This window comes from Gracilibacillus sp. HCP3S3_G5_2, assembly GCF_052063305.1.
In the GTDB taxonomy this organism is placed as follows: domain Bacteria; phylum Bacillota; class Bacilli; order Bacillales; family Amphibacillaceae; genus Gracilibacillus.
The window spans coordinates 1-25357 of record NZ_JBQHXU010000015.1 but is presented as its reverse complement, the minus strand read 5'-3'; the positions used below and the strand labels follow the sequence as shown (position 1 = coordinate 25357).

Below are 25357 nucleotides of genomic sequence, written 5' to 3'. Positions count from 1 at the left end.
TAGACATAGCGCCATCAGATAAACTGCCCAAAAATAATAAGGAGAGTCTTTCCCACTGTATTCTTCCCTTACTAAAAACCACTATGGTGATGATGTTCCTCAGCAGCAATTGCATCAGCTTTCGTAGCATGAACTGTTCCAAATGGGTGGTTAGGTGGTGCGTAAATCGAATAAAGCTTAAGTGGAACATTGCCAGTATTGATCAGATTATGCCATGTACCAGCTGGAATGATAATAGCAAAATCATCATAAACACGCCTCTCAAAACTCAAGTTATTCAAATCCTTACCCATTTGTACCAGTCCTTGACCTTGTTCTATACGTAAAAACTGGTCCACATCTCGATGCATTTCTAACCCGATATCTTCACCCACACCAATACTCATTAAAGTAACTTGGAATTGTGACCCAGTCCATATAGCAGTCCGAAAAGTGTTATTTTGTTTTGTTGCTTCGTTAATATTTAACACAAATGGGTTTGAGCCACTATCTGTTAACGCCATTTCATGACCTCTTAAAGGATATGGCGAACGGAGGTGGTTAACGTATTGGGGTTGGACTGTTTGCATGCCATTGTTATACACTGATTGATTAGCATAATGAGGATATGCATACATATAAGGAGCATAGAACATCTTTTCCACCCTTTCATTGTTGTTAAAATATCCTATGCATCTATTGGGAGAATGTACTTATTTTACATACCCTTGCCAAAAGTATTACGCTCTATATTCTTTTCACCTTAATAGCTTCACGCATTTAATGCTTCTCGTCCCTCTTCACCGCTGTTCATCAATACATTCACATACAATAAATCAATCAATGTAAGCTGAGCAATACGGGAAGAAAATGCTTCAGTTCTAAAATCGGTTTCTCCTGAACTTGTGTAAAGCGGGATATGTACGGCTGTACTTAATGTCGTTTTGGCAAAGTTAGTAATCGCAATCGTTTTTACTTTCTGTTTCTTTAAAACATTTACGATATGTAAAATATCTTTAGATGACCCAGAATGTGAAATAAGCACTGCACAATCCTTCTCATCAAGCTGTGAAGCAGCCATCAACTGGAAATAGCAGTTGAGCAAAATGCTCTGCTGCCTTTCGTTTATATAGATGATAATTGGGAATTCCTCCTCTTTTATTTTTCCCTACTCTCTTCCAATCTCATATTTCAATTTCGTTACAATTCCAATAAAAATAAAAACGAAAGTTTATTTATAAAATATCGAGGTATGAAAGTAATGAGAGTAATAACTCTCACAAAAAATCTTTGATAGGAGGTAGATAGAATGGCTCAAAGCAACAATAACAACAATGGGAACATGAGTAGAGAAGAAGCTGGACGTAAAGGTGGTGAAAAAGTAAAACGAAAATACGGTGAAGATTACTTTGAAGAAATCGGAAAAAAAGGCGGCCGTAATTCTAGTGGAAACAACAATAATAATTCCTAGTTACAATTAATTAATATCTCTCCCTATCCCAACATCGCTATAAAGGTAAAAGGTTTAATCTATGACAAACTTTTGAAAAGATAGTTTAGTAAACCATTTATCGAGGAATGAGAGTAATGTGAGTCAGCCACTCACAAAAAAATAACCATTAGGAGGTAGTTAAAATGGCACGAAACAATAATAACAACAATGGAAACATGAGCAGAGAAGAAGCTGGACGTAAAGGTGGCGAAAAGGTTAGCCAAAAATACGGTCAAGATCACTTCGAAGAGATCGGGAAAAAAGGTGGTCAAACTACTAGCGACAAATACGATCGAGAGCACTTCCAAGAAATCGGTCAAAAAGGCGGCGAAAAAGTTAGTCGTGAATATGGTCAAGAACACTTTGAAGAAATTGGAGAAAAAGGTGGCCGTAATTCCAGCCGAAACAACAATAACAACTCTTAATTCAATCAAGTAAAATACTAATAAAAATAGCGCTGTAATGAATAAAACTACGCTAAAAACAAAAACTTTAATAGGAGGTAGTTCCACAATGGCTCAAAACAACAACAGGAAAATGAGCAGAGAAGAAGCCGGTCGTAAAGGTGGCGAAAAGGTCAGCCAAAAATACGGACAAGATCACTTCGAGGAAATCGGGAAAAAAGGCGGAGAAACTACTAGCGACAAATACGATCAAGAACATTTCCAAGAAATTGGAAAAAAAGGCGGCCGTAATTCTAGAGGAAATAACAATAACTCCTAATTACGACCGTAGAAAAAATGTTCGATATATAAATTAACCTCTACTAACAAAATATAATAAAAAAGCAAAAATAGCAAACGATAGAGTGTGTCATTAGGAGAAATGATTACACACTTCTCCTAGTAACACATTCACAAGTTGCAGAAGCCTCTCTCAAGAAAGGGAGGTTTTCTGTCTATTATATAATTAGAAAGGAGCCTTTTTCGATGTTCTTCCACAAGAAAGAATTACAATTTCATGCGAAACCGGAACGTCCAGATCCCCTTTTCGCAAAAAAACTGCAAGAAATACTCGGGGGACAATTTGGTGAAATATCCGTTGCGATGCAATACTTATTCCAAGGATGGAACGCAAGAGGAGAAGAGAAATATAAAGACCTGATTTTAGATACAGGAACCGAAGAATTAGGTCATGTGGAAATGATCTCGACAATGATTGCCCGATTACTTGAAGGTGCTCCCGTAAAAGAGCAGGAGGAAGCTGCAGAAAATCCAGTCATTGAAGCAATATTAGGAGGCATGAATCCCCATCATGCTATTGTCTCTGGACTAGGTGCAATGCCCGAAAACAGTACGGGAGTTCCATGGAATGCCGGCTATATTATTGCCAGTGGAAATTTAGTAGCAGATATGCGAGCAAATTTAAATGCTGAATCTCAAGGAAGATTGCAAGTGGCGAGATTATATGAGATGACAGATGATAGAGGAGTACAAGAGATGCTTTCCTTCCTTCTAGCACGTGATACCATGCATCAAAATCAATGGATTGCAGCTCTGGAGGAACTGGAGGACAAATTTGGTACAACCGTTCCTGGCACAGTTCCAAAAGAATGGGAAGCAACGGATTTCTCATACGATTTACTTAACTTCTCAGAGGGTGAGGAAAGTAAGGATGGTAAGTGGACTTCTGGAAAAACTCCAGATGGCAATGGAAAATTTGGTTACGTTAAAGAGCCAAAAGCTCATGGCGATAAACCTCAATTAAAGCCCGCCCCTTCTTATATGCATGGTACCTCACCTGCAGAATCATAACATATATGGAAGCAACAGAAGTGCAGCATCCTCGCTATTAATGCATGATGCTGCTAACTTCTGGAGCATATGATTTCATAGAAAAATGTATAGATTATAAAATAGTTGTAAGCGTAACCGTCCCCTTTCAAAATGATTCTTACCATAACTACTTTTACATCTATGTATATACATAAAGTACTGTTTTAACTAAAAACCAATGCTTGTTAGCTAAAATCATAGGCCTTATTTTAATATATTATGGAGCATAGTGCAGGAGATGAATAATATGAAAAACGAATATAAAATCACATTACTAAATGAACAAAATGAAATTAAGGAACAATGGTACAAACAATTTAGACAAAGGGATATTTCCATCTGGAGTGCTCAATTATCAGAGAAATTAATAGATGAAATCAATCAAAAATATGGAAAAATTATTTTTTCTCACCTCGAAGAAATAGAAATAAAGGACGAATTAAATCAATTCAGTGAGCAAATTGTTAACCTAGGCTGGCCATTAGAGTATCTGACAGAAGGTATTCAGATTTTAAGGGCGATCTGTCTCCATAGATTGATAGAAAAAACAGAGAATGTAAGTAAATATGAATTTATTAATATGATGGAAGAAATAAACGGATGGGTGGACCCGATCAAAAATGAATTAATTCGTACATACTCCACTCATTGGATGGATATGGTTTCCAAGCAAAAAGTCGTACTTGAAGAATTATCTTCTCCATTAATACCCGTTGTGGAAGGGATTACGATTATGCCTTTAATAGGAACCATTGATGAAGAAAGAGGACAACTTATCAATCAGAAACTACTAACCGGTGTCGTCGAACATCGATCTGAAGTTGTTCTAGTAGATATTACCGGAGTTCCTACGGTAGATACAATGGTTGCTCATTATATTGTGCAAGCAGCAGAAGCAGTTCGTCTGATCGGTGCTACCTGTATTTTGGTTGGTATTCGTCCGGAAATTTCCCAAACCCTTTCTACTCTTGGGATCGATCTAAGTAAATTTATAACGAAAAGCTCCCTAAAACAAGGATTCGAAAAGGCGCTAAAAATAACCAATCGGGATATTCTTTCTAATAAGCAACAAACGACCAACACCGTAAAAGAAATCATTCAATCAATCAAAAACTCTTCTTGATTAGGAAAATATTTAATCTATATTTCAGAAAAAAGGACTCATCGATTTTAAACCTTATATGGAAAAGCCAAATGAAAGACCACTTAGACACAAGTGGTCTTTCTTGTTTGAAGAAGCGCGCTTTCAGCTATTCACCTTATTACTTCCATTTGGATAAAATCCTTCATTACTTTTACATACTCTTTTAATGAATGAATATAGACCATTTCATTTTTTCCATGCCAATCAGCCCCTACCGGCCCAAATTCGATGGCATCACAACCATACTTCGCAAAAAATTGGCCATCAGAAGAACCGTGCTGTCCAAAAATATTTACTTCCTCTAGCTGGGTGTTTCGTTTAATCGCTTTACAAAGCTTTTTCACATAGGGATTATCTGCTTCCGTCTTGACTGGGTCATTGCAAATATGGATACTTACATCGCCATCTGTAATTTGGTTTATTTGCTGATAAATACTATCAGGAGACTGATTAGGCAAGTACCGTATATCTAAAGCCATTTTACATACTTCCGGTACTTTATTGTAAACTGTCCCACCCGAAAGTTTAGCAAGGTTTATCGAAGGCTTGTCATACAAAGGGGGATAAGTCTCTTCTGCAAATGGTAATTTTAGTATATCTTCATACAAATTAGTTGCTTTTAAAATAGCATTTACACCTTCCCACGGTCTACTGCCGTGAGCCGGTTCACCTCGTATTTTAAAATCAAGTTGGAGTACACCTTTTGATTGAATACCAATTCCAAGGCTTGTAGGCTCCCCACAGATAATAAAATCTCCACAATATCCTTGATCAGCTAAATACTTACTACCATATATGCCTCCTGTTTCTTCATCAGGGACAAGTTGTAGCATCACTTTAGTAGAGAGCTGCTGATCCTTTAATTGGACTATCGTCTCCATCATAGCCACTACTCCTGCTTTCATATCAACAGAACCACGACCATACATTTTACCGTCCACCACATAAGGCTCGAATTGCTGTTCTTCTGCTTCAACTACATCCACATGACCATTTAACACAATCGTTTGATTGCCTTGACCAATTTCGCATACTAAAGATTGATAGCCTTCATTATTAATTTCTGTTACTTCCAAACCGTGTTGTTTTAACCAATTCGCACAATAATCTATTGCTTGGTTTGCCCCGCTTCTAGTAGAGCTATCAATTTTGATTAGCTCATGTAACAATAGGACAACCCGATCCTCCATTCTATCCCTCCTGAAATACAATTGTTGAAAAAAGAGAATCCTTCACAACACCTTTCTTATAACTACTTCCCTAGCAGTAGTTACTCAAAACCCTAGATATTAGGATGAATAGGTTTTGAGATTGTCTTTATTTATTTCAACAACTGTATCATGACGAGAAAGTTCGACACCATCTTTTTGTGTCAGCCATTCTTCTTTTATTTCTTTCCCTAGTGTTATCGCAATAATTGCTGACGGTATATTAGCACCAGCTCTATGGGAGAATGCATACCCTCCTCCAAATCGCGGGTTTATATCAATTACATAATAATCCTTCCCATTGTAATAAACATCTGCATTAATGTAGCCGACGTGCCCTAAATTTTCTCCAATTTTCCGACCAATTTCCATTAATTCTGGCGTATTCACGGTAATACAACGGTCAATATCGCCACCACGCATAGACAATTGCTTACGAACAAATGAGGTAACAAAATTTCCTTCTAAATCATTAAAAATATCTAGACTGAACTTATCTCCTTCAATTACCTCCTGAATAATGACATTATCTTCGGGCTCTTTTGAACTATCCTCATCTAATGGAGAGTCTAGAATTTCTCTTACCGCACTATCATATGCATACTGTAAATCATCTAAATTATAGGCAAATTCTACTCCCATCGATGCTGAACCGTTACGCGGCTTAACGATCAAAGGATATTCTACCTCTTTTTTCTCCAGTCCTTGCGTTGCCTCTTCTACGTTCATATAAGAAATCGGGGCTTTTACATCGAAAGGAGCCAGTAATTCTCTATATTTTGCTTTATCTCGAAGCTTTTCAACAATTGTTAAATCAGGGGAAAACAGGCAAATATCCATATCATCAAACTTTTCCTTATATTCTGATAGAGAAGGCACTTCCCAATCATTTAGTGCGATAATACACTTAATATCTTCTTTTTTACAGATACTTAAAATAGAATCTATATAATTGTCCTCTGTCTGATGAGGTATAACGTAATTTTTATCACCAGCCTGTAATGAAGGCGCATTATCATCTGGGTCTGCAACAATGACATTCCCGTTGATACCGGCATCTTTTACTGCGTGTTTAAAAAACCCTACAAAATCAATTCGTCTTGCACCTGAAGTTATTAAAATATTCATTATCGATCATCTCCTTGAGCATTTATTTTTTGCAATCGAGCTATACTTTACTTTTACTATTCCTAAGGTGTAATGCTTATACCCCGATAATCTGGAGCAAAACTTACCATGTAAAACTGTAATAAATATGTAAAACAATCGAAAAGAGTCATTTTAGTTGGTTTAAGCTCATTCTTATGATTATGTTAGTAAAAAAATACTATTTAATAGAAGAATTCTTCACCATAATAAAGAAAGAGGCTTCTCAAAAGTTAGGATAACTAATGAAAAGCCTCTTTAAATATTATATAATGTTAGTATTTTGCATGTAAATCTAGGTTATTACATCATGCCACCCATAAAATGTTAACATTTTTTAGGAAAATTTAATTACATTATTCACTTTCAATTGGGTTAATTATCTCCTCTACGATTTCATCCTAAAGCCTAAGAAGAACATTAGTGTAGAAATAATAATCATCAATTGTCTGTTAACCCGGTCATAATCAAATAACGGAGGGGAATACATCTTTTTTCTCTGTTATTCAGCTAACCATGAAGTAAATCAAACATTCTTTACCTTCCATATAGTTAGGATAGATAGACGGATCTCCCTATTTTTTTAAAACAATGAAAATCCGTCTATCTCTTTCTTTCAGTTAACTCACCTTTGAATCAACTTTGATGTATTTTTCATTCTTCGTATAGATTGTAAGACCAGTAATATTCTTGTTATATTTAGAAAACAGCAAACTTATCAAATATCCATAAATAAAGGAACTAAAGAACGACATCATACTTACAGCAAAAGGAGTTAAGTCGGTTTTGGATACAAAGTAAGAAGTTAAGGCACTTAAAAATAAACCAATTAATACCCCTGGAGCATTCGCTCGCTTAGTAAAGATCCCTAAAGCAAAAATACCTGCAATTGGAACGCCAAACAATCCTGTTAGACTTAGGAACAAGTTCCAGGTTTCCGCTTGATTCGTGGAGATTAAATACAATGCTGCTGACATCCCGAGTATACCTGCCACGACAACCACAATTCTTGCCCACCATACATCACCTTTGCTACCGCCTTCACCAAAAAATCTCTGTTTAAAGTCGACCGTTACACAAGCAGAAATACTATTTAAGCTAGATGAAATCGTAGACTGGCAGGCAGCGAATATAGCTGCAATTAATAGTCCTGCTACACCAGCAGGTAAGTTAGTGACAATGAAATAGGGTACAATGGCTGATGTGTTAAACCCATCTGGAAGTACTTCTACATGGTTATAATAACTATAGAAAATAGTTCCCATTCCAAAAAAGATTGGTATCGTAATTAAAGCCAAAATTCCATTTGTCCATAAGGATTTGTTCGTTTCTTTGATAGAACTAGTTGTTTGATAACGCTGAACAACATCTTGGCTTGCCGTGTATTGATGTAAATTATTAAAGATAGCACCTAAGAATATAATCGGTATGGCAGCACTAGCAGTACCGAATTGGAAATTCTTGCTGCTAACTAACTTATCATTGCTGATAGCATCTGTCATGATGGTAGCAAGTCCCCCATCAATGGCATTAATCCCAAGAAATAGTAATACAATAGCTCCCACTAATAGAATGATACCTTGGATAACATCACTCCAAATAACACCACGCATTCCCCCTAAGAACGTATAAATAATACAAAGGATTCCTACGATAGATGCCACAATAATGGGATCAATGTCGGTAACAATCGTAATTGCTAAAGTTGGCAAGTAAATAACAATAGCAATTCGACCAATATGGTAGAGAATAAATAGCAAACTACTTAACACACGAAGAGAAACCCCAAATCTTTCTTCCAAATATTCATAAGCAGTTGTTACATTTAATTTTCGGAAAAAAGGTACATAAAAGTAAATTAATACAGGAATAATAGCAAAAATAGTTAGATTTTGAAAAGCATATGACCAATCCGTTAAAAATGCTTGTTCAGGAGTTGACATATAGGTAATAGCACTTAACGTAGTTGCATATATACTGAATCCTGCTGCCCATGCTGGAATTTTACCTCCAGCCGTAAAATATGCGTCTGTATCTTCTCCAGATTTTTTCATAAAATATACACCGATAACCAGCATGGCCAATAGATAAATAACTAACACAATCCAGTTACCAGTACCAAAACCTACCTTTTCCATTCAAACTCCTCCTTTAGTATCTAATTCTTTTTTAGCGATCATGCTTATAGATCAAACGTATCAACTAATTGTTTTACTTCTTCTATTTTATGTGAATCAAATTCTCTCAAAGGTTTCTTCACCGTTCCTGCATCAATTCCCTTTACCTTTAAAATTTCTTTTAAGGTTTGGTGTAATCCTAACTCTAAAATGCTTTCAATCAAATCATTCATTTGATGTTGAACGTCATAAGCCTCGTTCACCTTCCCAATCTTACATAAGTCGATTAACTTTCTCGCCATTCGTCCATTTATATTAAATGTACTGCCAATGGCACCATCGACTCCAGAGATTACACCATAGATAAGCATTTCATCGAACCCAGAGTAGATAAGTTTATCTGGGTACCTTTTTCTAAGACGTTCTAGCAGATAGAAATTACCATCCGTATATTTTAGTCCAATGACCTTTTCATTTTGAAAAAGTTCATCAAATTGATCTAGGGACATAGAAACTCCCGTGAGAGAAGGAATTGCATAAATAATCATATTATTTCCTGTTGCTTCAATGATAGCTTCATAGTAATCTTTTATTTCATCAAAAGAAAACTTGTAATAGAACGGGGTAACTGCTGATAAACTATCATACCCAAGTTCTGTAGCATATTTCGCTAACTCTATCGACTCGTTTAAATTAACAGAACCAACTTGAGCAATTAGTTTCACTTGTTTTTTATTTTCTTCACTTACGATTTTGAAAACAGCTTTCTTCTGTTCTGTAGAAAGTATAAAATTCTCACCAGAACTACCATTTACATACAAACCATCTACTTGTTGGTTATCTATATTTTGTCTAACTACTTGACGTAACCCCTCTTCCTTTATGTTTCCGTTTTCATCAAATGGTACAAGTAATGCTGAAAATAAACCTTTCATTTCATTTCCTCCTAAACAACAACCTGTATGATTGTCAGACCAATTTTTTTACAGTTTTATCTTACATGCTATAATTATCATTGTCAATCGTTTTTATGATAGTTTTAAGAATAAATAATATGGTATTATATGTTTATTAGAGGTGATAAGATGGTGATCCAGAAACCTTCCTTAGTGGATGTTGTAATAGAAAGAATAAAAGGCTATATTATAGAACATGACTTGAAACCCAATGATAGATTCCTATCTGAGAAGGAATTGATGGACAAACTGCAAGTAAGCCGTACCGTTGTCCGAGAGGCATTAAAGTCCCTGCAAGCAGTTGGACTATTGTATGTGAAATCAGGTGGAGGCATATATATCACGGACAACCAATTGGACTCTATCAATATCATATTAAAACACCACTATGAAACCTATGGTGTGAAAATTAAGGAATTAATAGAAATTCGTGAAATCCTAGAATTAGGTGCCTTACGATTAATTATTGAAAAGAATATTGACTTAGATTTCGATGAGCTTCGTAACATTAATCATCGTTATTTGGAAACAATGAATAAACGAGAAAACAAAAAATATGATCAATTATTTCATGAAAATCTAATAAAAGGGACAGCCAATAAAACCTATCTTAATTTCAGCAAAATTATCAACGAGTATTTTTCACACACAAAGATTGAACTAATAGAGAATGAAGAATCCCATGTAAGATCTTTTAAACAACATGAAGCAATAATTACAGCCTTAGAAAGCAAAGAATTATATACTGCTCAGCATGTAATGAAAGAACACTTTAAACCAATTTTCAACTATATTAATCAAATGGAGGAAGATTCCTCAAATGAAACCAATTGATGTAACAGAAAGAAAGTCTCTAAAAATAAGTGTGATTCATGAGATAAAGAAATATATCACCGATAATCAATTAAAAGCAGGTGACCAGCTGCCTACAGAAAGGAATTTCATGGAAATGTTTGGCGTGAGCCGCTCTGTCATCAGAGAAGCACTCAGTTACCTAGAAAACACAGAAGTTATACGTGTCAAACAAGGACAAGGAGCCTTTTTGAACGAGTCTAACATAACTAGTCTTTTAGACAATTATTTTTTCTTATGGCAAATTAATGGGGGAAAATTAGAGGACATATTAAGCCTACGAGCCATATTTGAGACTAGCGCCATTGACGAGATTCTTAAAGAAAATGACAAACAATCATTAGAAGGACTAATGAGAACAGTAGAAGATAGTAGAAAGGCTACGAATCAAGAAGAATACAGAGAAGCAGATGTTCAATTTCATAAGCAATTACTTACATTAACCAATAACCATTTATTTATACAACTAACAAATATGATTACCAGTTATTTCTTCCAAGTACAACATTTACAAATAACAGCAGAGAAATATGCTGAGATTATTAAAGAACATACAGAAATCGTCCAAGCCCTCATGGAGGAGAACTCAGATAAAGCAAAATCCCTGATTACTCATCATATCAAAAAAACAGATGTGTAGCAAAGAGGGGATAGATTTTGTTCCAGTTTTGCACGCCTTAGTGCCCTCAAAGAAAGAAACTTGTCATATCTTCAGGAGTAAAAATATTTTGTATAAACGGGAATTGCACTCAACTAACAGCTAAAGACTTTACGTGAAGATAACTAATGTAAGAAAACCAGATCTCATTTGAACTTTTCTAGTGATATAAATAAATACCTAGTAATGACATGACGCCAATTGTATAACTGCAGTAAGTATCGATTATATGATTTCTCGAGCTGTTCCCCCCGTTTCCAATAATAAAGAAAGAGGCTTTTCAAAAGTTTGGTTAACTAATGAAAAGCCTCTTTAAATATTATATGATGTTGTTATTTTGCTTGTAAATCAAGGGTTTGAGCAGCTATTACATCATGCCGCCCATTCCGCCCATGCCACCCATGTCAGGTGCTGCGCCGCCAGCATTTTCTTCTGGAATCTCTGCTACTACTGCTTCAGTAGTTAAGAACATCGCAGATACAGATGCAGCGTTTTGCAGTGCAGAACGAGTAACTTTTGTAGGATCAACAATACCTGCGTCGATCATATTTACCCATTCACCAGTTGCAGCGTTGAATCCTACACCAACCTCTTCACCTTTTAGACGTTCTACAATAATAGAACCTTCAAGTCCTGCATTCTCTGCAATTTGACGAACTGGTGCTTCTAATGCGCGAAGAACGATATTAACACCAGTTGCTTCGTCTCCTTCAAGTCCTAGCTCTGCAACTTGGTTGTATACGTTAAGTAATGCAGTACCACCACCAGAAACGATACCTTCTTGAACTGCTGCACGAGTTGAGTTCAATGCGTCCTCAATACGTAGCTTACGTTCTTTAAGCTCCGTTTCAGTTGCCGCACCAACTTTAACTACTGCTACACCACCAGCAAGTTTAGCTAGGCGTTCTTGTAGTTTTTCTTTATCAAACTCTGAAGTAGTTTCTTCTACTTGTGCACGGATTTGAGCTACGCGAGAAGCGATTTGTTCTGAGTCACCAGATCCTTCTACGATAGTTGTATTTTCTTTTGTTACAACTACTTTAGAAGCGCGACCTAATTGCTCAATAGTAGTGTTTTTAAGGTCTAATCCAAGATCTTCTGTAATAACTTCAGCACCAGTTAATACAGCGATATCTTCTAGCATTGCTTTACGACGGTCACCGAATCCAGGAGCTTTTACAGCTACTGCATTAAATGTACCACGAAGTTTGTTCACTACTAATGTAGCAAGTGCTTCACCTTCAACGTCTTCCGCAATTAATAGAAGTGGTTTACCTTGTTGTACAACTTGCTCTAGTACTGGTAATACTTCTTGGATATTATTGATTTTCTTATCTGTAATTAAGATGTATGGATCTTCAAGTTCTGCTTCCATTTTATCTTGGTCTGTAACCATGTATGGAGAAGCATAACCACGATCAAATTGCATACCTTCTACCACTTCTAGTTCTGTTGAGAAGCCTTTAGATTCTTCAATAGTGATAACACCGTCGTTACCAACGCGTTCCATTGCTTCAGCAATAAGCTTACCTACTTCTTCATCAGCAGCAGAGATAGCTGCAACTTGTGCAATGGAATCCTTGCTTTCAATTGGGTTAGAGATTTTACGTAGTTCTTCTGTAGCTACTTCTACCGCTTTTTCGATACCGCGGCGTACACCTACTGGATTTGCACCAGATGCAACGTTTTTCAATCCTTCTTGGATCATTGCCTGTGCAAGAACAGTTGCAGTAGTAGTACCGTCGCCAGCTACATCATTTGTTTGAGATGCCACTTCAGATACTAATTGTGCACCCATGTTTTCGAATTTATCTTCTAATTCGATTTCTTTCGCGATTGTTACACCATCATTTGTAATAAGTGGTGAACCGAATTTTTTATCTAAAACAACGTTACGACCTTTTGGTCCTAATGTTACTTTTACTGCATTTGCAAGTGTATCAACCCCACGTAACATTGCGCGACGTGCATCTTCACTAAATTTTAATTCTTTAGCCATTGTAAAAAAACCTCCTTAGAATTTGGAAAATGTTATGTTTATTTATCGTTCATACTCTTCGTTCAACTTAGCCTACAACTGCTAGAATGTCACTTTCACGAAGAATTAAGTATTCTTTGCCTTCATATTTTACTTCTGTACCTGCAAACTTAGAGAAAATAATGGTGCTACCTTCTTCAACTTCAAGTGCAACTTTTTCTCCATTATCTGTTACACGACCAGAGCCAACAGCTACAACCTTACCTTCCTGTGGTTTTTCTTTCGCAGAATCTGGAAGAACAATTCCACTCGCTGTTTTTTCTTCTTGTTCTACAAGCTCAATAATGACACGATCACCTAATGGTTTAAGCATCTTTGTTACCTCCTTGGATTTCTCATTCATTATTTTGTTGATTATTAGCACTCGTTCAAGAGGAGTGCTAACACAATTATTATAATAATGAAATCTATATTTTTTTGCAAGTATTTTAATAACGTTTTTTTAAAATTTTTTATGCAAAATAAGCACATACTTTTTAGATGTAGACGAAGTATTTCAATTTCATTCTAAATTTATGTTAAAATACGTATCATGACAGTAAAAAGAATTTAAGGGAGTCGTTCTACTTTGCCGAGAAAATACATTTATTTGATCATAACGTATGTTGTCATGCAGTTTTCCAGTTTATTAGCCCTACCGTTTCTACCTTTCATTGAAAACCGGGAAGCATTTTCTGTAGCATGGTCAGTGATGAGTTTCACAGTGGCACTCATTATTTCAATGATATTATTACGCGATGAAATGAAGGATTTCTTTCAGTCAAGGGATAAAAAAATAGGTGCGATCATATTGTGGTCATTCCTTGGTTTTATTTTAGTTTTAATTACACAATATGTTTCGATTATTATTGAAACATTTGTGCTTGGCATACCGCCAGGATCAGAAAATACGATGGATTTAATGAATATTGCTAGGCAAGCACCTATTTTTATAGTCATTATTTCTGTATTAGGTCCCATTTTGGAGGAACTGGTATTTCGAAAAGCTATTTTCGGATCACTGTATAAAAGAATGAACTTCTTTTTTGCTGCGTTACTATCAGGAGTGATCTTTGCTGCAGTCCATATGGATTTCGAGCATCTGTTAACATATACTGCAATAGGAATGGTATTTGCCTTCCTATATGTAGAGACAAAACGAATCATCGTCCCTATAATTGCACATATGTCGATTAATACTTTCGCTGTGATTGGTCAATTATCCGTCGATCCAGAAGAAATAGAACAACAAATGGAACAACTGGAGCAATTAATGATGATTCTCATTGGAGGACAATAGTATTATGCGTATTTCACCGTTACGTTCTGCCTTTTTTTACATTGCATTAGGAGCGTTATTCACCTATATCGCAATCCAATCGGCAGAAGAAACTGTTTTTAATTTTTTCACCATTTTATTAGCTACATTTGCTACGATTGACTTTGTCGTTGCTGTAAGACTGATAAATTTACATTTTCGCATTAAAAAAGCAAATGAAGACAAGAAAAAATAGACTCAGCTTTGTTAGCTGAGTCTATTTTTATGAAAGACTCTTTCCTTGAGTTTTCTTCTTTTTTGTCCTTCATCGCTCTTTTGAAAGACTCTTTCCTTGAGTTTTCTTCTTTTTTGTCCCTCATCACTCTTATGAAAGACTCTTTCCTTGGGTTTTCTTCTTTTTTGTCCTTCATCACTCTTATGAAAGACTCTTTCCTTGGGTTTTCTTCTTTTTTGTCCTTCATCACTCTTATGAAAGACTCTTTCCTTGGGTTTTTCTTCTTTTTTGTCCTTCATCACTCTTATGAAAGACTCTTTCCTTGGGTTTTCTTCTTTTTTGTCCTTCATTGACCTTTATAAATCAACTATAACTCAGAAGATAAGATCGAACTACCTTGAGGTTGTCTTTCATTCTTCTCCATTCTCTAACGGATAATGCTTCATAAAATAAGCGAGTGATTGTAATTCTACTGCTAAGTCAATATGATGTACACGTACATTTTCTGGTACAGTAATTCTTGCTGGAGTAAAATTTAATATCCCGCTTATCCCTGCTTTCACCAGACGGTCGGTAATACTCTGTGCTTCTGAGACAGGTACTGTTAAAATAGCTACCGTTATATTTTCTAGATTATCCTCTAGATCGTCAATGTGATGTACCTGAATATTTCCAATCGTTTTACCGACCTTACGTTTATCTGCATCAAAAGCGACTTCAATTTTTGTATTATTGTTTTTAGTAAAATTATAATTTAAAAAAGCGGTTCCCAAATTACCAACACCAATTAGAGCTACAGGCGTATTTTCATCCTGATCTAATGTTTTTCGGAAAAAGCCAAGCAAATATTCGACATTGTAACCATATCCTTTTTTTCCTAAGGCGCCAAAATAAGAGAAATCTCGTCTGATCGTAGCAGAATCCACTTTAATCGCATCACTTAATTCTTTCGACGATACTCGTGATTTTCCTTGGATATGAAGATTATTTAAAAAACGGTAATATAATGGTAAGCGTTTTGCCGTAGCTTGTGGTATCTTATTCTGATTCATTATCATTCATTCCCCTTACTATTGTTCGGTTTGGATTTGTGAATGTTTATACTTATTTTTTATTCTATCAGAAAAACGGATAAATGTCGTGAAATAATTCACTTAAGCCTAATCAACCGTGCTTGCAGTGGTATCTGCTTTCCGATACACTAAACATATTAGAGGTGAAAAGCAGATGATTTATTTACAAGTAAACAATTTAACAAAAAGATTTGGTGCAGAACTGATCTTGTCTAATATAAAACTAGAGATAAAAAGTAACGACCGTATTGCCATTGTAGGACGTAACGGTGCTGGTAAATCGACACTTTTAAATATTATTTCCAATCAACTTAGTTATGATGAAGGGGAAATTCATAAACCAAAAGAGGTATCATTGGGGTACCTTGCCCAACATTCCGGCCTAGACTCCAATGAAACAATTTGGGAAGAGATGCTCAAAATATTTGCGCATTTTCAAAAGGAAGAAAGCACATTGCGCCAGATGGAGCAACAAATGGGTGATCCTGATTTGATTGCTGATAGTGAACGCTATGAGCAGCTACTTACTAGCTATGATCAAAAACAGGAAAATTTTAAGCTTGCCGGCGGATATCAGTATGAAGCGGACATCAAAGCAGTGTTAAATGGTCTTGATTTTCCTGAAACCATGTGGACAACCTCCATCGCTACACTAAGTGGCGGGCAGAAAACAAGGCTGGCATTAGGGAAACTGTTATTAACGAAGCCTGATATTCTCATTCTAGATGAGCCTACCAACCATTTGGATATTCAAACCTTGACCTGGTTAGAAGGTTATTTAAACAATTATCAGGGTGCTGTCGTCATCGTATCCCACGACCGTTACTTCCTTGATAAAACCGTGAATATTGTCTATGAAATCTCTCGGCATCATTCTACTAAGTATCACGGAAATTATAGTGACTATTTACAACAAAAAGCGGCAAACTATGAGCGCGACCTTAAGCTGTATGAAAAACAACAAAATGAAATGAAAAGAATGGAAGAGTTTATTCAGAAAAATATTGTACGTGCTTCCACTACTAAACGTGCCCAAAGCAGACGAAAGCAATTAGAAAAAATGGAAGTCATGGACAAACCTGCAGGAGATGAAAACTCGGCAAAGTTCTCTTTTACGATTGATCGTAGAAGTGGCAATGACGTATTAAAAATGAATGATCTATCCTTTCGCTATCGTGAAACAGATCCTTTCATTTTTTCCAACCTTAACTTGCACATGGAACGTGGAGATAGTATTGCATTGGTCGGACCAAATGGTGTTGGAAAATCAACCTTATTAAAAACGATTATCGGACAGCTAGATCCTGCTTCAGGTGAGATTCAACTTGGCACAAATGTACAAATTGGCTATTATGATCAAGAACAAACACAATTACATCCAAAGAAAACGGTATTGAATGAATTATGGGATGAATATCCGATGATGAATGAAAGGGACATTCGTACGATTCTAGGTAACTTCCTTTTCACCGGAGATGATGTCTTACGGACCGTTTCTGCTTTAAGTGGTGGTGAGAAAGCACGACTCGCTTTGGCAAAATTAATGATGGAGAAAGCTAACTTCCTGTTACTAGACGAGCCAACCAACCATTTAGATCTGGATAGTAAAGAAGTGTTAGAAGCTGCCTTGATCGACTATCCTGGCTCGATATTATTTGTTTCCCACGATCGTTACTTTATTAATAGAATAGCTACTCATGTACTAGAGATGCAAGCAGACAAAACAACGCTCTATTTAGGTGACTATGATTATTATGTAGAGAAAAAACAAGAAGAGCGAGAGCTTGCTGAACTTAAAATGGTAGAAACGAAAACAGTAGAGAAATCCGATCATACCAAATCTAATTATGAAAAAGAAAAGCAATTAAAGAAAGAACAACGAAAAAAAGAACGTAGAATTAAGGAAATTGAAGATGAAATTGACCAACTCGAGTTAGAAATGGAAGAAATTGACCAAATGTTATGTGATCCTGATGTTTTTCAAGATCATGAAAAAGCATTGGAACTAACTAATCAAAATGATTCCTTAAAGGCAAGATTAGAATCATTAATGGAAGAATGGGAAACATTACACGAATAACCTATAACAGTAAAAGAGAAAGAGGTGAAAAAAAGTCTTGGTTATCAATGCTCTTTTAAGAGGTGGGATACCCTTTATTATTATGAGTGGAATCGCTTTACTACTTAATTATCAAGAAAAATATTCAGATGCTAAAAGCACATTTTTTGCAAGTTTAATCGCTTTTTTTGTTGGTGCAACAACCGTAATTTATAATATAGACCATTGGAGTTTAACTAAGCAAAGTGTTGTTCATTTTTTAATCATGCTAATAACTGTTTATCCTATATTGCTATTAAGTGGATGGTTTACAATAGTTTCTGTATTTGATGCGTTAAAAGTATTTCTTGTTTTTATTTTGGTTGGTGTGATTTTATGGCTGGTTATGTTTATATTAGCAATAGTTTTTTCATGGTGATAAATAGGTGCTCCATTAACGGGCGCGATTGTTGAATAAAAGATACGAGAGATCTCTCTTGTATCTTTTTTTATTTTTAGTGGTCAAGAGCATTCTCCATGTCAAGAATGCTCTTTGTTAACACGCCACTATATCAAAACCAAAAGAAAACATACCATGGAGCATATGGAACTCACTGTCCGAACATGATTCCATTTTGTCCAGTGTTGTAGATAGTAATCCCATATTTTGTTCGCATCACTCGCACTTGCTTCGGATTTATCCAATTTTTCGTTTAATGGTACATTATAAAACATTGTTACTGCAATAGTTCCTATCAGGAAGAGAAAGCTTCCTATCAATATAATGATCGAAACTGATCCATTCCATGTAAAAATTGTAATGATCCCTAGTAGAATACATAGAAAACTCGATCCCCCAAAAACTATTCCGAACCAGACATTAAGAATATGAATGTTTATCAACTTCATAGTAGTAATCGCTTTTTCAGGGGATGTTTGTGACAAAGCGTTCATAATGAATGTAGAAAAGGCAAAATATATCCCTGCATTTATCCCAATTCCGATAATCGTAACCACAATCAGAAGAACATGGATATGGTCCAATATATTGATCATTATTCACCCCATACTCCCGTTTTGACTGTTTTTTGAACATACTCTGTAAAATCTATTGGCTCACGTCCTAGCACCTGTTGTACTCCATCTCCTAAAAAAGAATTTCTTCCATCAAGCACAGATGTAAATAATTCCATCAGCAGTTCTATTGTAGGTGCAGGTGTCTCAGCTTCATATAATCCTTCTTTAAATTGCTGATTAGTTAACTTCATATAACTGATATTGCTTTGTATAACAGCAGATATCTCATTTGTTGCTTCTTGGAATGTCATTAATCTTGGCCCTGTTAATTCATATAGTTTTCCTATGTGTCCATCTTCTGTTAGCACCTTTACAGCAACTTCCGCAAGATCATCTATATCTATGAATGGTTCCGTAACCTTACCCACAGGTAATGCAATAATACCTTCTCTGATTTGGTCAAGCAAAAAAGCTTCACTAAAGTTTTGATTGAACCAGCCTGATCTCAATATTGTCCAATCAGCATCTGAATTTTTTAGTTCATTTTCACTTTTTACCGCTCCTTCTTCACCACGGCCAGATAGTAATACAAGGCGTTTTACATTATTTTGTAAAGCTATCTTTGTAAACTTCTTAATATCCTCGGCAGCACATGGTACAGCAAGATCAGGACTATACACAATGTACACAGCAGCTACATCTTCTAATACTTTTTGCCATGTTGATTTATCTTCCCAGTAAAAAGGTTGTTCACTATGCCTTGATCCGATTCTTACAGGAAGGCCCATCGATAATAAACGTTCCGCAACACGCTTTCCGGTTTTTCCGTTACCACCTAAAACTAAAATTGGCTTTTGCTTTTCATTCATTTGTCTTTGTAACATCATTTCTCCTCCTTCTATTCTTTTCCTCAGATTTATGTGTTTTCTAATTTTCTCTTTTACTCATCAATCACCCCCACAAAATACTTGTTTGCACAAGCAACTATTTTTCTATAAGAAAATGGTTGAAGAAAATTCAACCACTATAATTTTTCTAACTCATCGCTCATACGTTCTAGCTGAACTGAGAGTTCATCCGCTGTTTCTCGTCCTAGTATTTCGGCATAGCGGTCACGTAATCTCATCCAACAATCATAGATCGTTGCCTCCAGTTCTTTTCCTTCCTCCGTGGTATAAATATAGGATGTGCGTCCCTCAACTTTATTGTAAACCAATCCTTTCATCTTCAGTTTTTCACAAATACGTGTAACAGTTGAGGGTCGTAAATGTAATATTTCGCCAATTTCTTTTTGTGACAGCCCTTGATTCTCATATAGAACCATTAATAAATAGGCTGCAGTTGGTGATAAGCCGCTTCGGGTAAATTCTTCCTCAGCCATCTTCGTTATAATTCTCGTAAAACGACTTGATGTAAAATATAAACATTCTTTCAAATATACATTTAACATAATATAATTCCTCTTTTATTTTATTTGTTTGTGCAACTAAATAATACACATATTCTTCTGATTTGTAAAGTGTTAATGAATGATTATCAAAATATATTTGTTATTATTTATACACATGCTTATCCACTTATTCACTCCTTGCAAATCAATTATCAAGAACTTTGTCCACATTATCCACATTTAGAGTGTGTTTTATCCACATTTTTAAAGCGTTATAAATCCTTGATATCATAAGGATTAAGCAATCATCCACATTTGCTTTGAATGAGCTGTGGATAAAAATCCGATTTACTGTTAAGACATTTCTCTTTTTCTTAGCAGTAAGAAAAACCGGGAAAGCCCACCCGGTCCTGTCCAAAGAGTTATTTTGACATAAATAATAGGCGTAACAACCGCTGTGGCTTGCCCACTTCGCTAAATAACGATCTACATTTTTTACCGTTCGGACATTACGTCTTTAATTTTACATTGTATAAAACCTCAAAAAGTTAGCTGTCACTTACGTTGTAGAGCTGCTTTATAGCGGAAGTCGCCCGCTTCAACTCCTGTGGAAACTGTTTTACCTGAAGATCCACTTTTTCAAGCAGTTTTTGCTTGGAAAAGTTAGCTGAAGGTAAAACCCCACGGAAAGGGAAGCGGACAGCTGGAGCGATGCTTTCCGTCTACATATCATTTCAAACTACTTCTAACCGGAGCGTTGCAAATCTACATCATACATTTCAAAATCTACTTCGTTAACACGGTCATTACGCTGATTTTATACTTTCTTTCCAAATGAAAAAAGCTAGAACTTATTAGCGTTCTAGCTTCGATCTACTAGCATACCTTTCTAGGTTTAACCCCGGATTAGCATTTAAATCCCATTGTGCGCGATGTCCTTGCTTGAAAGCAATAGATCCTGCTGCTGCAATCATTGCTGCATTATCTGTACATAGCGATAATGATGGAAATAGTAATTCTACAGCTTCTTCCGGCTCAAACTTAGCTTGCATCGCTGCTCGCAACCCTTTGTTAGCCGCAACACCGCCTGCAACAATCACTTGTTTCACACCATATTGTTTGGCAGCTTGAAAGGTTTTCTCTGTTAAGACCTCTACAACACTTGCTTGAAAACTTGCTGCTACATCTTCTTGTTTTAACGTTTCACCTTTTTGTTTGGCATTGTGCAATGTATTAATAACAGCTGATTTTAATCCACTAAAACTAAAATCATAGGAATCCTCTTCTAGCCATGCACGCGGGAATTCAATGTTAGCTTCTCCTCGATGTGCTAACTGATCAATCTTAGGGCCACCTGGATAAGGTAATTCCAAAGTTCGCGCCACTTTATCATATGCTTCACCTGCAGCATCGTCTCTTGTTTCCCCAATAATTTCGAAATCACCATGTTCTTTCATCAGTATCAGTTCAGTATGTCCACCGGAAACGACTAAAGCTAACAGTGGAAATGCAAATTCCTTTTCCAATCGGTTAGCATAAATATGACCAGCAATATGGTGAACACCGACTAATGGTTTTTGATGAGCATAGGCTAATCCCTTCGCAGCATTGACACCTACCAAAAGTGCACCGACTAAACCAGGTCCCTCCGTTACGGCAACTGCATCTATATCCTTCATAGTTAAATTTGCCTTTGCAAATGTTTCTTCTAAAACGATCGTCATCTGCTCTACATGATGTCGGGAAGCTATTTCAGGGACTACGCCACCAAAACGTTTATGGCTCTCGATTTGAGATGCTACTACATTAGAAACTATTTCTCGACCGTCTTTTATAATGGCTGCAGCTGTTTCATCACAGCTTGTTTCAATACCTACAATATATTCACTCATAAATTCACCCACAATACTAAAGCATCTTCTTGGTTATCACTATAATAATTTTTTCGGATTCCCCCAGGTTGCATTCCAAACTTTTTGTACATTTGCTGGGCCGTTAGATTAGAAACTCTAACTTCCAATGATAAATGGCGAATGCCATGTGCAACAGCATAATTAATAACATATTGAAATAATCCTTGTCCGTATCCTTTTCCTCTATAATCCGGATCAATCGCAATATTGGTTATTTGCGCTTCATCGATCACCATCCATGAACCACAAAAACCTATTATCTTTTCATCTAGGGTTGCGACAAAATACTGTGCATATTGGTTCTTGGTTAATTCTTCTTCATATATATCCTTTGGCCAAGGGATCGGAAAGGAGCGTTTATCTATCTCTTGCACTGCATCTATATCAGATGCTTTCATTTTACGAAATTGAATCTTAACCATTTTGTTCTTGTTCCTTTAACCATTTTGCTTCTGCTTCTACTAACCGAATATAGTTCGGTGTTAGTTCATGTATATTCTCTTCATTACGCTGTTCACCTAACAATGCTAATTGACCTGGACGAGGAAGATGATCGATAGCAGGAGGGAAATTGGCGAATTTCCCTAATTTGTCTTTAATTATCCCTTGATGTTGTTTCATATCCTGACTTAAAAACAGAACAGGCTTTTGATAGCTTTTCAGTTCATCCAACCATTGTTCTAATAAAATGTTTTGATCTTCCTTTTTCACATGAATCCGGTCATAGTTATTTTCATATAAGCCTGTGTATACTAAACCTCTACGTGCATCAAAAAAAGGAGAAATAAGTACATTTTGTTGACGCACATTATGCGCTAATAATTCTAAACTCGAGATAGCAACTATTGGAATGTTCAATGTCCATGCCATGGTTTTTGCAGTGGCTAAACCGATACGTACACCCGTATAAGAGCCTGGACCTTTCGCAACAACAATCCTGTCTAACTGGTCAGGTGTTGTCTCCGTTTGGCGCATCACATAGTCTATTGCTGGCATTAAGCCAATCGAGTGATTTCTCTTTATATTGGTAATATATTCTCCTTTTACTTCACCATCTTTACTTACGGCAACTCCTAATACTTGATTAGAAGTATCAATTGCTAATACAATCATTAATATAGCTCCTTACATACTGAATCAAAGTGATCACCAATTGGATCAAAAATTATTTTCCTTGTATGTTCATCGACTCTTTTTATTTGAATTTGTAATCGTTCATCTGGAAGAAATTCTTCAATAAATCTAGCCCATTCCACTACAGTAATACCATCACCATTGAAATATTCATCAAAGCCGATATCCTCTTCACTGTTCTCTAAACGATAAACATCCATATGATATAACGGAATTTCTCCCATATATTCCTTTACAATAGTAAATGTCGGACTGTTGATAGTTCTGGTGACCCCTAAACCAGCTCCAAGTCCTTTGGTAAATGTAGTTTTTCCTGCACCTAAATCACCTTCTAGTGTCAAGACATCGCCAGGCTGCAGAAGTATTGCTAATTTATTTGCTAAACGTCTAGTTTCTTCTTCCGTTTTTGCTTCGAAGATATATAGACTCATTATTTCACCTTCTTAGATGTGTATAACCCGATTTTTCCAACTTTTTTAATTCATCATGATGACGTAACCATACTGTACCATTCTTCTTCTTATCATTTTGCACTACACCAATTGCCGAAATATCGATATCGGTTTGTTGTGCTATTTTCCTTACTTGCTCCCAATCTCTTTCTGATACAGTGCCAATCAATTCAAAGTCCTCTCCACCTGACATTACCCAGTTGAAACGTTGTTCAGGTGAAAAATCAGATAGTTGTGGATGGCTTGGCACCTTATGATAATCAATAATCAAAGTTTTATCAGAAGCCTTTGCTATTTCGTTTGCTTCATTCGCAATTCCATCACTGACATCATTTAAAGCCATTCGCTTTATATGGCTACACTGATTGATAAAAGAAACCCTTGGCATTGGCATCTGATGTCGATTAATAAAATATCGATAGTGATCATAATCTGTTTGAGAGCCATTTAATAGCATATGTAAACCACAAGCTGCATCACCAAGTGTTCCGGTTACAAAGATTATATCATTTTCTTGTGCATCACTGCGATATCTAGCCTTTCCTTTTAAAACAGTTCCTAATACGGTAATGGAAAGGACTAACTGCTTGCCTGATACTGTGTCACCACCAATTAGATCCATATTAAATACTCTTGCTAAACCGTCCATACCGTGATAAATTTCGCGTAAATCTTCTGAGGACCAGTTGTCTGGTATGACAATCGAAACAACATAAGATACTGGCTTACCACCCATTGCCGCAATATCGCTTATATTAGCAGCTAAGGCACGATAACCAATGTGATAGGGTTCCGTTGTCTTAGAGGAAAAATGAACACCCTCCACCATCGTATCAACCGTCATGATAACATCTTCATTAGTATGCCTTACTATCGCTGCATCATCACCAATCCCCTTAATTACGGAAGATTGTCGATAAAAATCAGGCTGAATGGAATTAATAAAATCAAATTCCTCCAACAACCTCACCTCCAAACATAACAACATACACACATCATATCAAATCATAAGGCATGGTGACAGAAGAAATACCTCTATTTCACTGTTTCGTTCTTATCTATTATAATCGTTTTAAACAAACAAAAAAACCTTAAGTATCAAAACTTAAGGTTTACTATTTGTTAGTCATAAAATGGCGGTCCGGACGGGACTCGAACCCGCGACCTCCTGCGTGACAGGCAGGCATTCTAACCAACTGAACTACCGGACCTTGTTAAAACAATAATATTTTAGTATTCAACGTAGTAAGAAAATTTGGTTGCGGGGGCAAGATTTGAACTTGCGACCTTCGGGTTATGAGCCCGACGAGCTACCAGACTGCTCCACCCCGCGATAATAATAATAGAATAAACATGAATTAATAATATAGTCTATTTCTTTTTAAAGATACAAGCCTGGCAACGTCCTACTCTCGCAGGGGCGCGAGCCCCAACTACCATGGGCGCTGGAGAGCTTAACTACTGTGTTCGGCATGGGAACAGGTGTGACCTCTCCGCTATCGC

29 protein-coding genes, 2 tRNA genes and 1 rRNA gene are annotated in these 25357 nt (G+C 36.3%); 11 read left to right on the top strand and 21 right to left on the bottom strand.

From position 1 onward, the window contains the following. Positions 1–71: 71 nt before the first annotated feature. Together ACTNEP_RS18175 and ACTNEP_RS18170 are read right to left on the bottom strand one after the other, a co-directional pair. Positions 72–635 (bottom strand): cupin domain-containing protein, encoded by a 564-nt coding sequence (locus ACTNEP_RS18175; protein WP_441163394.1) that lies wholly within the window; start codon positions 633–635, stop codon positions 72–74. A gap of 116 nt (positions 636–751) precedes the next feature. After that, a complete protein-coding gene (locus tag ACTNEP_RS18170) occupies positions 752–1024 on the bottom strand; it encodes a MurR/RpiR family transcriptional regulator (RefSeq protein ID WP_441163393.1) in 273 nt (90 codons plus the stop codon). Between the two features lie 264 nt (positions 1025–1288). On the opposite strand from ACTNEP_RS18170, the gene ACTNEP_RS18165 reads away from it, so the two are divergent. The 5 genes from ACTNEP_RS18165 (at position 1289) to ACTNEP_RS18145 (ending at position 4369) form a co-directional block, all read left to right on the top strand. Next, positions 1289–1450, top strand: coding sequence for a hypothetical protein (locus ACTNEP_RS18165; protein ID WP_441163392.1), 162 nt, complete (start codon positions 1289–1291; stop codon positions 1448–1450). 164 nt (positions 1451–1614) lie between these two features. Further along, positions 1615–1896 (top strand): general stress protein, encoded by a 282-nt coding sequence (locus ACTNEP_RS18160; RefSeq protein ID WP_441163391.1) that lies wholly within the window; start codon positions 1615–1617, stop codon positions 1894–1896. A gap of 88 nt (positions 1897–1984) precedes the next feature. After that, positions 1985–2194, top strand: coding sequence for a stress-induced protein, KGG, repeat-containing protein (locus ACTNEP_RS18155; protein ID WP_441163390.1), 210 nt, complete (start codon positions 1985–1987; stop codon positions 2192–2194). 206 nt (positions 2195–2400) lie between these two features. Then, on the top strand, positions 2401–3225 hold the full coding sequence (locus ACTNEP_RS18150; RefSeq protein ID WP_441163389.1) for a manganese catalase family protein: 825 nt from the start codon (positions 2401–2403) through the stop codon (positions 3223–3225). A 268-nt stretch (positions 3226–3493) separates the two neighbouring features. Beyond that, positions 3494–4369 carry an STAS domain-containing protein gene (locus ACTNEP_RS18145; protein ID WP_441163388.1) on the top strand — a complete coding sequence of 292 codons (876 nt, stop codon included), beginning with the start codon at positions 3494–3496 and terminating at the stop codon, positions 4367–4369. Between the two features lie 131 nt (positions 4370–4500). Here ACTNEP_RS18145 and ACTNEP_RS18140 read toward each other — a convergent pair whose 3' ends face one another. From ACTNEP_RS18140 to ACTNEP_RS18125, 4 genes are all read right to left on the bottom strand, one after another. Beyond that, positions 4501–5580: a M20 family metallopeptidase gene (locus tag ACTNEP_RS18140; protein ID WP_441163387.1), complete on the bottom strand. Its 1080-nt coding sequence runs from the start codon at positions 5578–5580 to the stop codon at positions 4501–4503. A 99-nt stretch (positions 5581–5679) separates the two neighbouring features. Further along, positions 5680–6726 (bottom strand): ATP-grasp domain-containing protein, encoded by a 1047-nt coding sequence (locus ACTNEP_RS18135; RefSeq protein ID WP_441163386.1) that lies wholly within the window; start codon positions 6724–6726, stop codon positions 5680–5682. Positions 6727–7364: 638 nt separating this feature from the next. Beyond that, a complete protein-coding gene (locus tag ACTNEP_RS18130) occupies positions 7365–8882 on the bottom strand; it encodes a sodium:solute symporter (protein WP_441163385.1) in 1518 nt (505 codons plus the stop codon). A 44-nt stretch (positions 8883–8926) separates the two neighbouring features. Continuing rightward, positions 8927–9796, bottom strand: a complete 870-nt coding sequence (locus tag ACTNEP_RS18125) for an N-acetylneuraminate lyase (RefSeq protein WP_441163384.1) — start codon at positions 9794–9796, stop codon at positions 8927–8929. Positions 9797–9946: 150 nt separating this feature from the next. Here ACTNEP_RS18125 and ACTNEP_RS18120 point away from each other — a divergent pair, with 150 nt between their 5' ends. Then, complete coding sequence (locus ACTNEP_RS18120; RefSeq protein WP_441163383.1) at positions 9947–10651, top strand: FadR/GntR family transcriptional regulator; 705 nt, start codon at positions 9947–9949, stop codon at positions 10649–10651. Next, positions 10638–11309: a FadR/GntR family transcriptional regulator gene (locus tag ACTNEP_RS18115; RefSeq protein ID WP_441163382.1), complete on the top strand. Its 672-nt coding sequence runs from the start codon at positions 10638–10640 to the stop codon at positions 11307–11309. Before ACTNEP_RS18120 ends, ACTNEP_RS18115 begins: the two co-directional genes overlap by 14 nt. 385 nt (positions 11310–11694) lie before the next feature. On the opposite strand, the gene groL is transcribed toward ACTNEP_RS18115, so the two are convergent. Next, complete coding sequence (gene groL, locus ACTNEP_RS18110) at positions 11695–13326, bottom strand: chaperonin GroEL (RefSeq protein ID WP_441163381.1); 1632 nt, start codon at positions 13324–13326, stop codon at positions 11695–11697. 67 nt (positions 13327–13393) lie between these two features. Continuing rightward, a complete protein-coding gene (groES, locus tag ACTNEP_RS18105) occupies positions 13394–13678 on the bottom strand; it encodes a co-chaperone GroES (protein WP_441163380.1) in 285 nt (94 codons plus the stop codon). 255 nt (positions 13679–13933) lie between these two features. Between groES and ACTNEP_RS18100 the strand changes: the two genes are divergently transcribed. Further along, positions 13934–14644 carry a lysostaphin resistance A-like protein gene (locus ACTNEP_RS18100; RefSeq protein ID WP_441163379.1) on the top strand — a complete coding sequence of 237 codons (711 nt, stop codon included), beginning with the start codon at positions 13934–13936 and terminating at the stop codon, positions 14642–14644. 4 nt (positions 14645–14648) lie between these two features. Next, positions 14649–14858 (top strand): YdiK family protein, encoded by a 210-nt coding sequence (locus ACTNEP_RS18095; protein WP_441163378.1) that lies wholly within the window; start codon positions 14649–14651, stop codon positions 14856–14858. An 11-nt stretch (positions 14859–14869) separates the two neighbouring features. Here ACTNEP_RS18095 and ACTNEP_RS18090 read toward each other — a convergent pair whose 3' ends face one another. After that, on the bottom strand, positions 14870–15187 hold the full coding sequence (locus ACTNEP_RS18090; RefSeq protein WP_441163377.1) for a hypothetical protein: 318 nt from the start codon (positions 15185–15187) through the stop codon (positions 14870–14872). Between the two features lie 60 nt (positions 15188–15247). Beyond that, a complete protein-coding gene (locus tag ACTNEP_RS18085) occupies positions 15248–15895 on the bottom strand; it encodes a redox-sensing transcriptional repressor Rex (protein WP_441163376.1) in 648 nt (215 codons plus the stop codon). A gap of 169 nt (positions 15896–16064) precedes the next feature. On the opposite strand from ACTNEP_RS18085, the gene ACTNEP_RS18080 reads away from it, so the two are divergent. Together ACTNEP_RS18080 and ACTNEP_RS18075 are read left to right on the top strand one after the other, a co-directional pair. Beyond that, entirely contained in the window at positions 16065–17990 is a 1926-nt protein-coding gene (locus tag ACTNEP_RS18080) for an ABC-F family ATP-binding cassette domain-containing protein (RefSeq protein WP_441163375.1), read from the top strand. Positions 17991–18027: 37 nt separating this feature from the next. Continuing rightward, on the top strand, positions 18028–18387 hold the full coding sequence (locus tag ACTNEP_RS18075; protein WP_441163374.1) for a DUF3021 family protein: 360 nt from the start codon (positions 18028–18030) through the stop codon (positions 18385–18387). A gap of 128 nt (positions 18388–18515) precedes the next feature. Here the strand turns inward: ACTNEP_RS18075 and ACTNEP_RS18070 are convergent, their stop codons facing one another. From ACTNEP_RS18070 to rrf, 11 genes are all read right to left on the bottom strand, one after another. Beyond that, on the bottom strand, positions 18516–19004 hold the full coding sequence (locus tag ACTNEP_RS18070) for an anthrone oxygenase family protein (RefSeq protein WP_441163373.1): 489 nt from the start codon (positions 19002–19004) through the stop codon (positions 18516–18518). Further along, positions 19004–19849 (bottom strand): NAD(P)H-binding protein, encoded by an 846-nt coding sequence (locus ACTNEP_RS18065; protein WP_441163372.1) that lies wholly within the window; start codon positions 19847–19849, stop codon positions 19004–19006. Before ACTNEP_RS18065 ends, ACTNEP_RS18070 begins: the two co-directional genes overlap by 1 nt. A gap of 140 nt (positions 19850–19989) precedes the next feature. Beyond that, complete coding sequence (locus ACTNEP_RS18060) at positions 19990–20415, bottom strand: MarR family winged helix-turn-helix transcriptional regulator (protein WP_441163371.1); 426 nt, start codon at positions 20413–20415, stop codon at positions 19990–19992. A gap of 794 nt (positions 20416–21209) precedes the next feature. After that, a complete protein-coding gene (tsaD, locus tag ACTNEP_RS18055; protein WP_441163370.1) occupies positions 21210–22247 on the bottom strand; it encodes a tRNA (adenosine(37)-N6)-threonylcarbamoyltransferase complex transferase subunit TsaD in 1038 nt (345 codons plus the stop codon). Continuing rightward, positions 22244–22690, bottom strand: a complete 447-nt coding sequence (gene rimI, locus ACTNEP_RS18050) for a ribosomal protein S18-alanine N-acetyltransferase (RefSeq protein WP_441163369.1) — start codon at positions 22688–22690, stop codon at positions 22244–22246. Before rimI ends, tsaD begins: the two co-directional genes overlap by 4 nt. Next, the gene (tsaB, locus tag ACTNEP_RS18045) at positions 22683–23381 is read right to left on the bottom strand and encodes a tRNA (adenosine(37)-N6)-threonylcarbamoyltransferase complex dimerization subunit type 1 TsaB (protein ID WP_441163368.1); all 699 of its coding nucleotides are present in this window, start codon (positions 23379–23381) and stop codon (positions 22683–22685) included. The genes rimI and tsaB overlap by 8 nt, the downstream gene beginning before the upstream one ends. Next, positions 23381–23833, bottom strand: coding sequence for a tRNA (adenosine(37)-N6)-threonylcarbamoyltransferase complex ATPase subunit type 1 TsaE (gene tsaE / locus ACTNEP_RS18040; protein ID WP_441163367.1), 453 nt, complete (start codon positions 23831–23833; stop codon positions 23381–23383). Before tsaE ends, tsaB begins: the two co-directional genes overlap by 1 nt. A gap of 4 nt (positions 23834–23837) precedes the next feature. Then, positions 23838–24824, bottom strand: a complete 987-nt coding sequence (thiL, locus tag ACTNEP_RS18035) for a thiamine-phosphate kinase (RefSeq protein ID WP_441163446.1) — start codon at positions 24822–24824, stop codon at positions 23838–23840. Between the two features lie 164 nt (positions 24825–24988). Next, positions 24989–25065: transfer RNA gene (locus ACTNEP_RS18030), tRNA-Asp, on the bottom strand. A 45-nt stretch (positions 25066–25110) separates the two neighbouring features. Further along, positions 25111–25187, bottom strand: a tRNA-Met gene (locus ACTNEP_RS18025). A 60-nt stretch (positions 25188–25247) separates the two neighbouring features. Further along, positions 25248–25357: ribosomal RNA gene (gene rrf / locus ACTNEP_RS18020) — 5S ribosomal RNA — on the bottom strand; the annotation flags it as partial.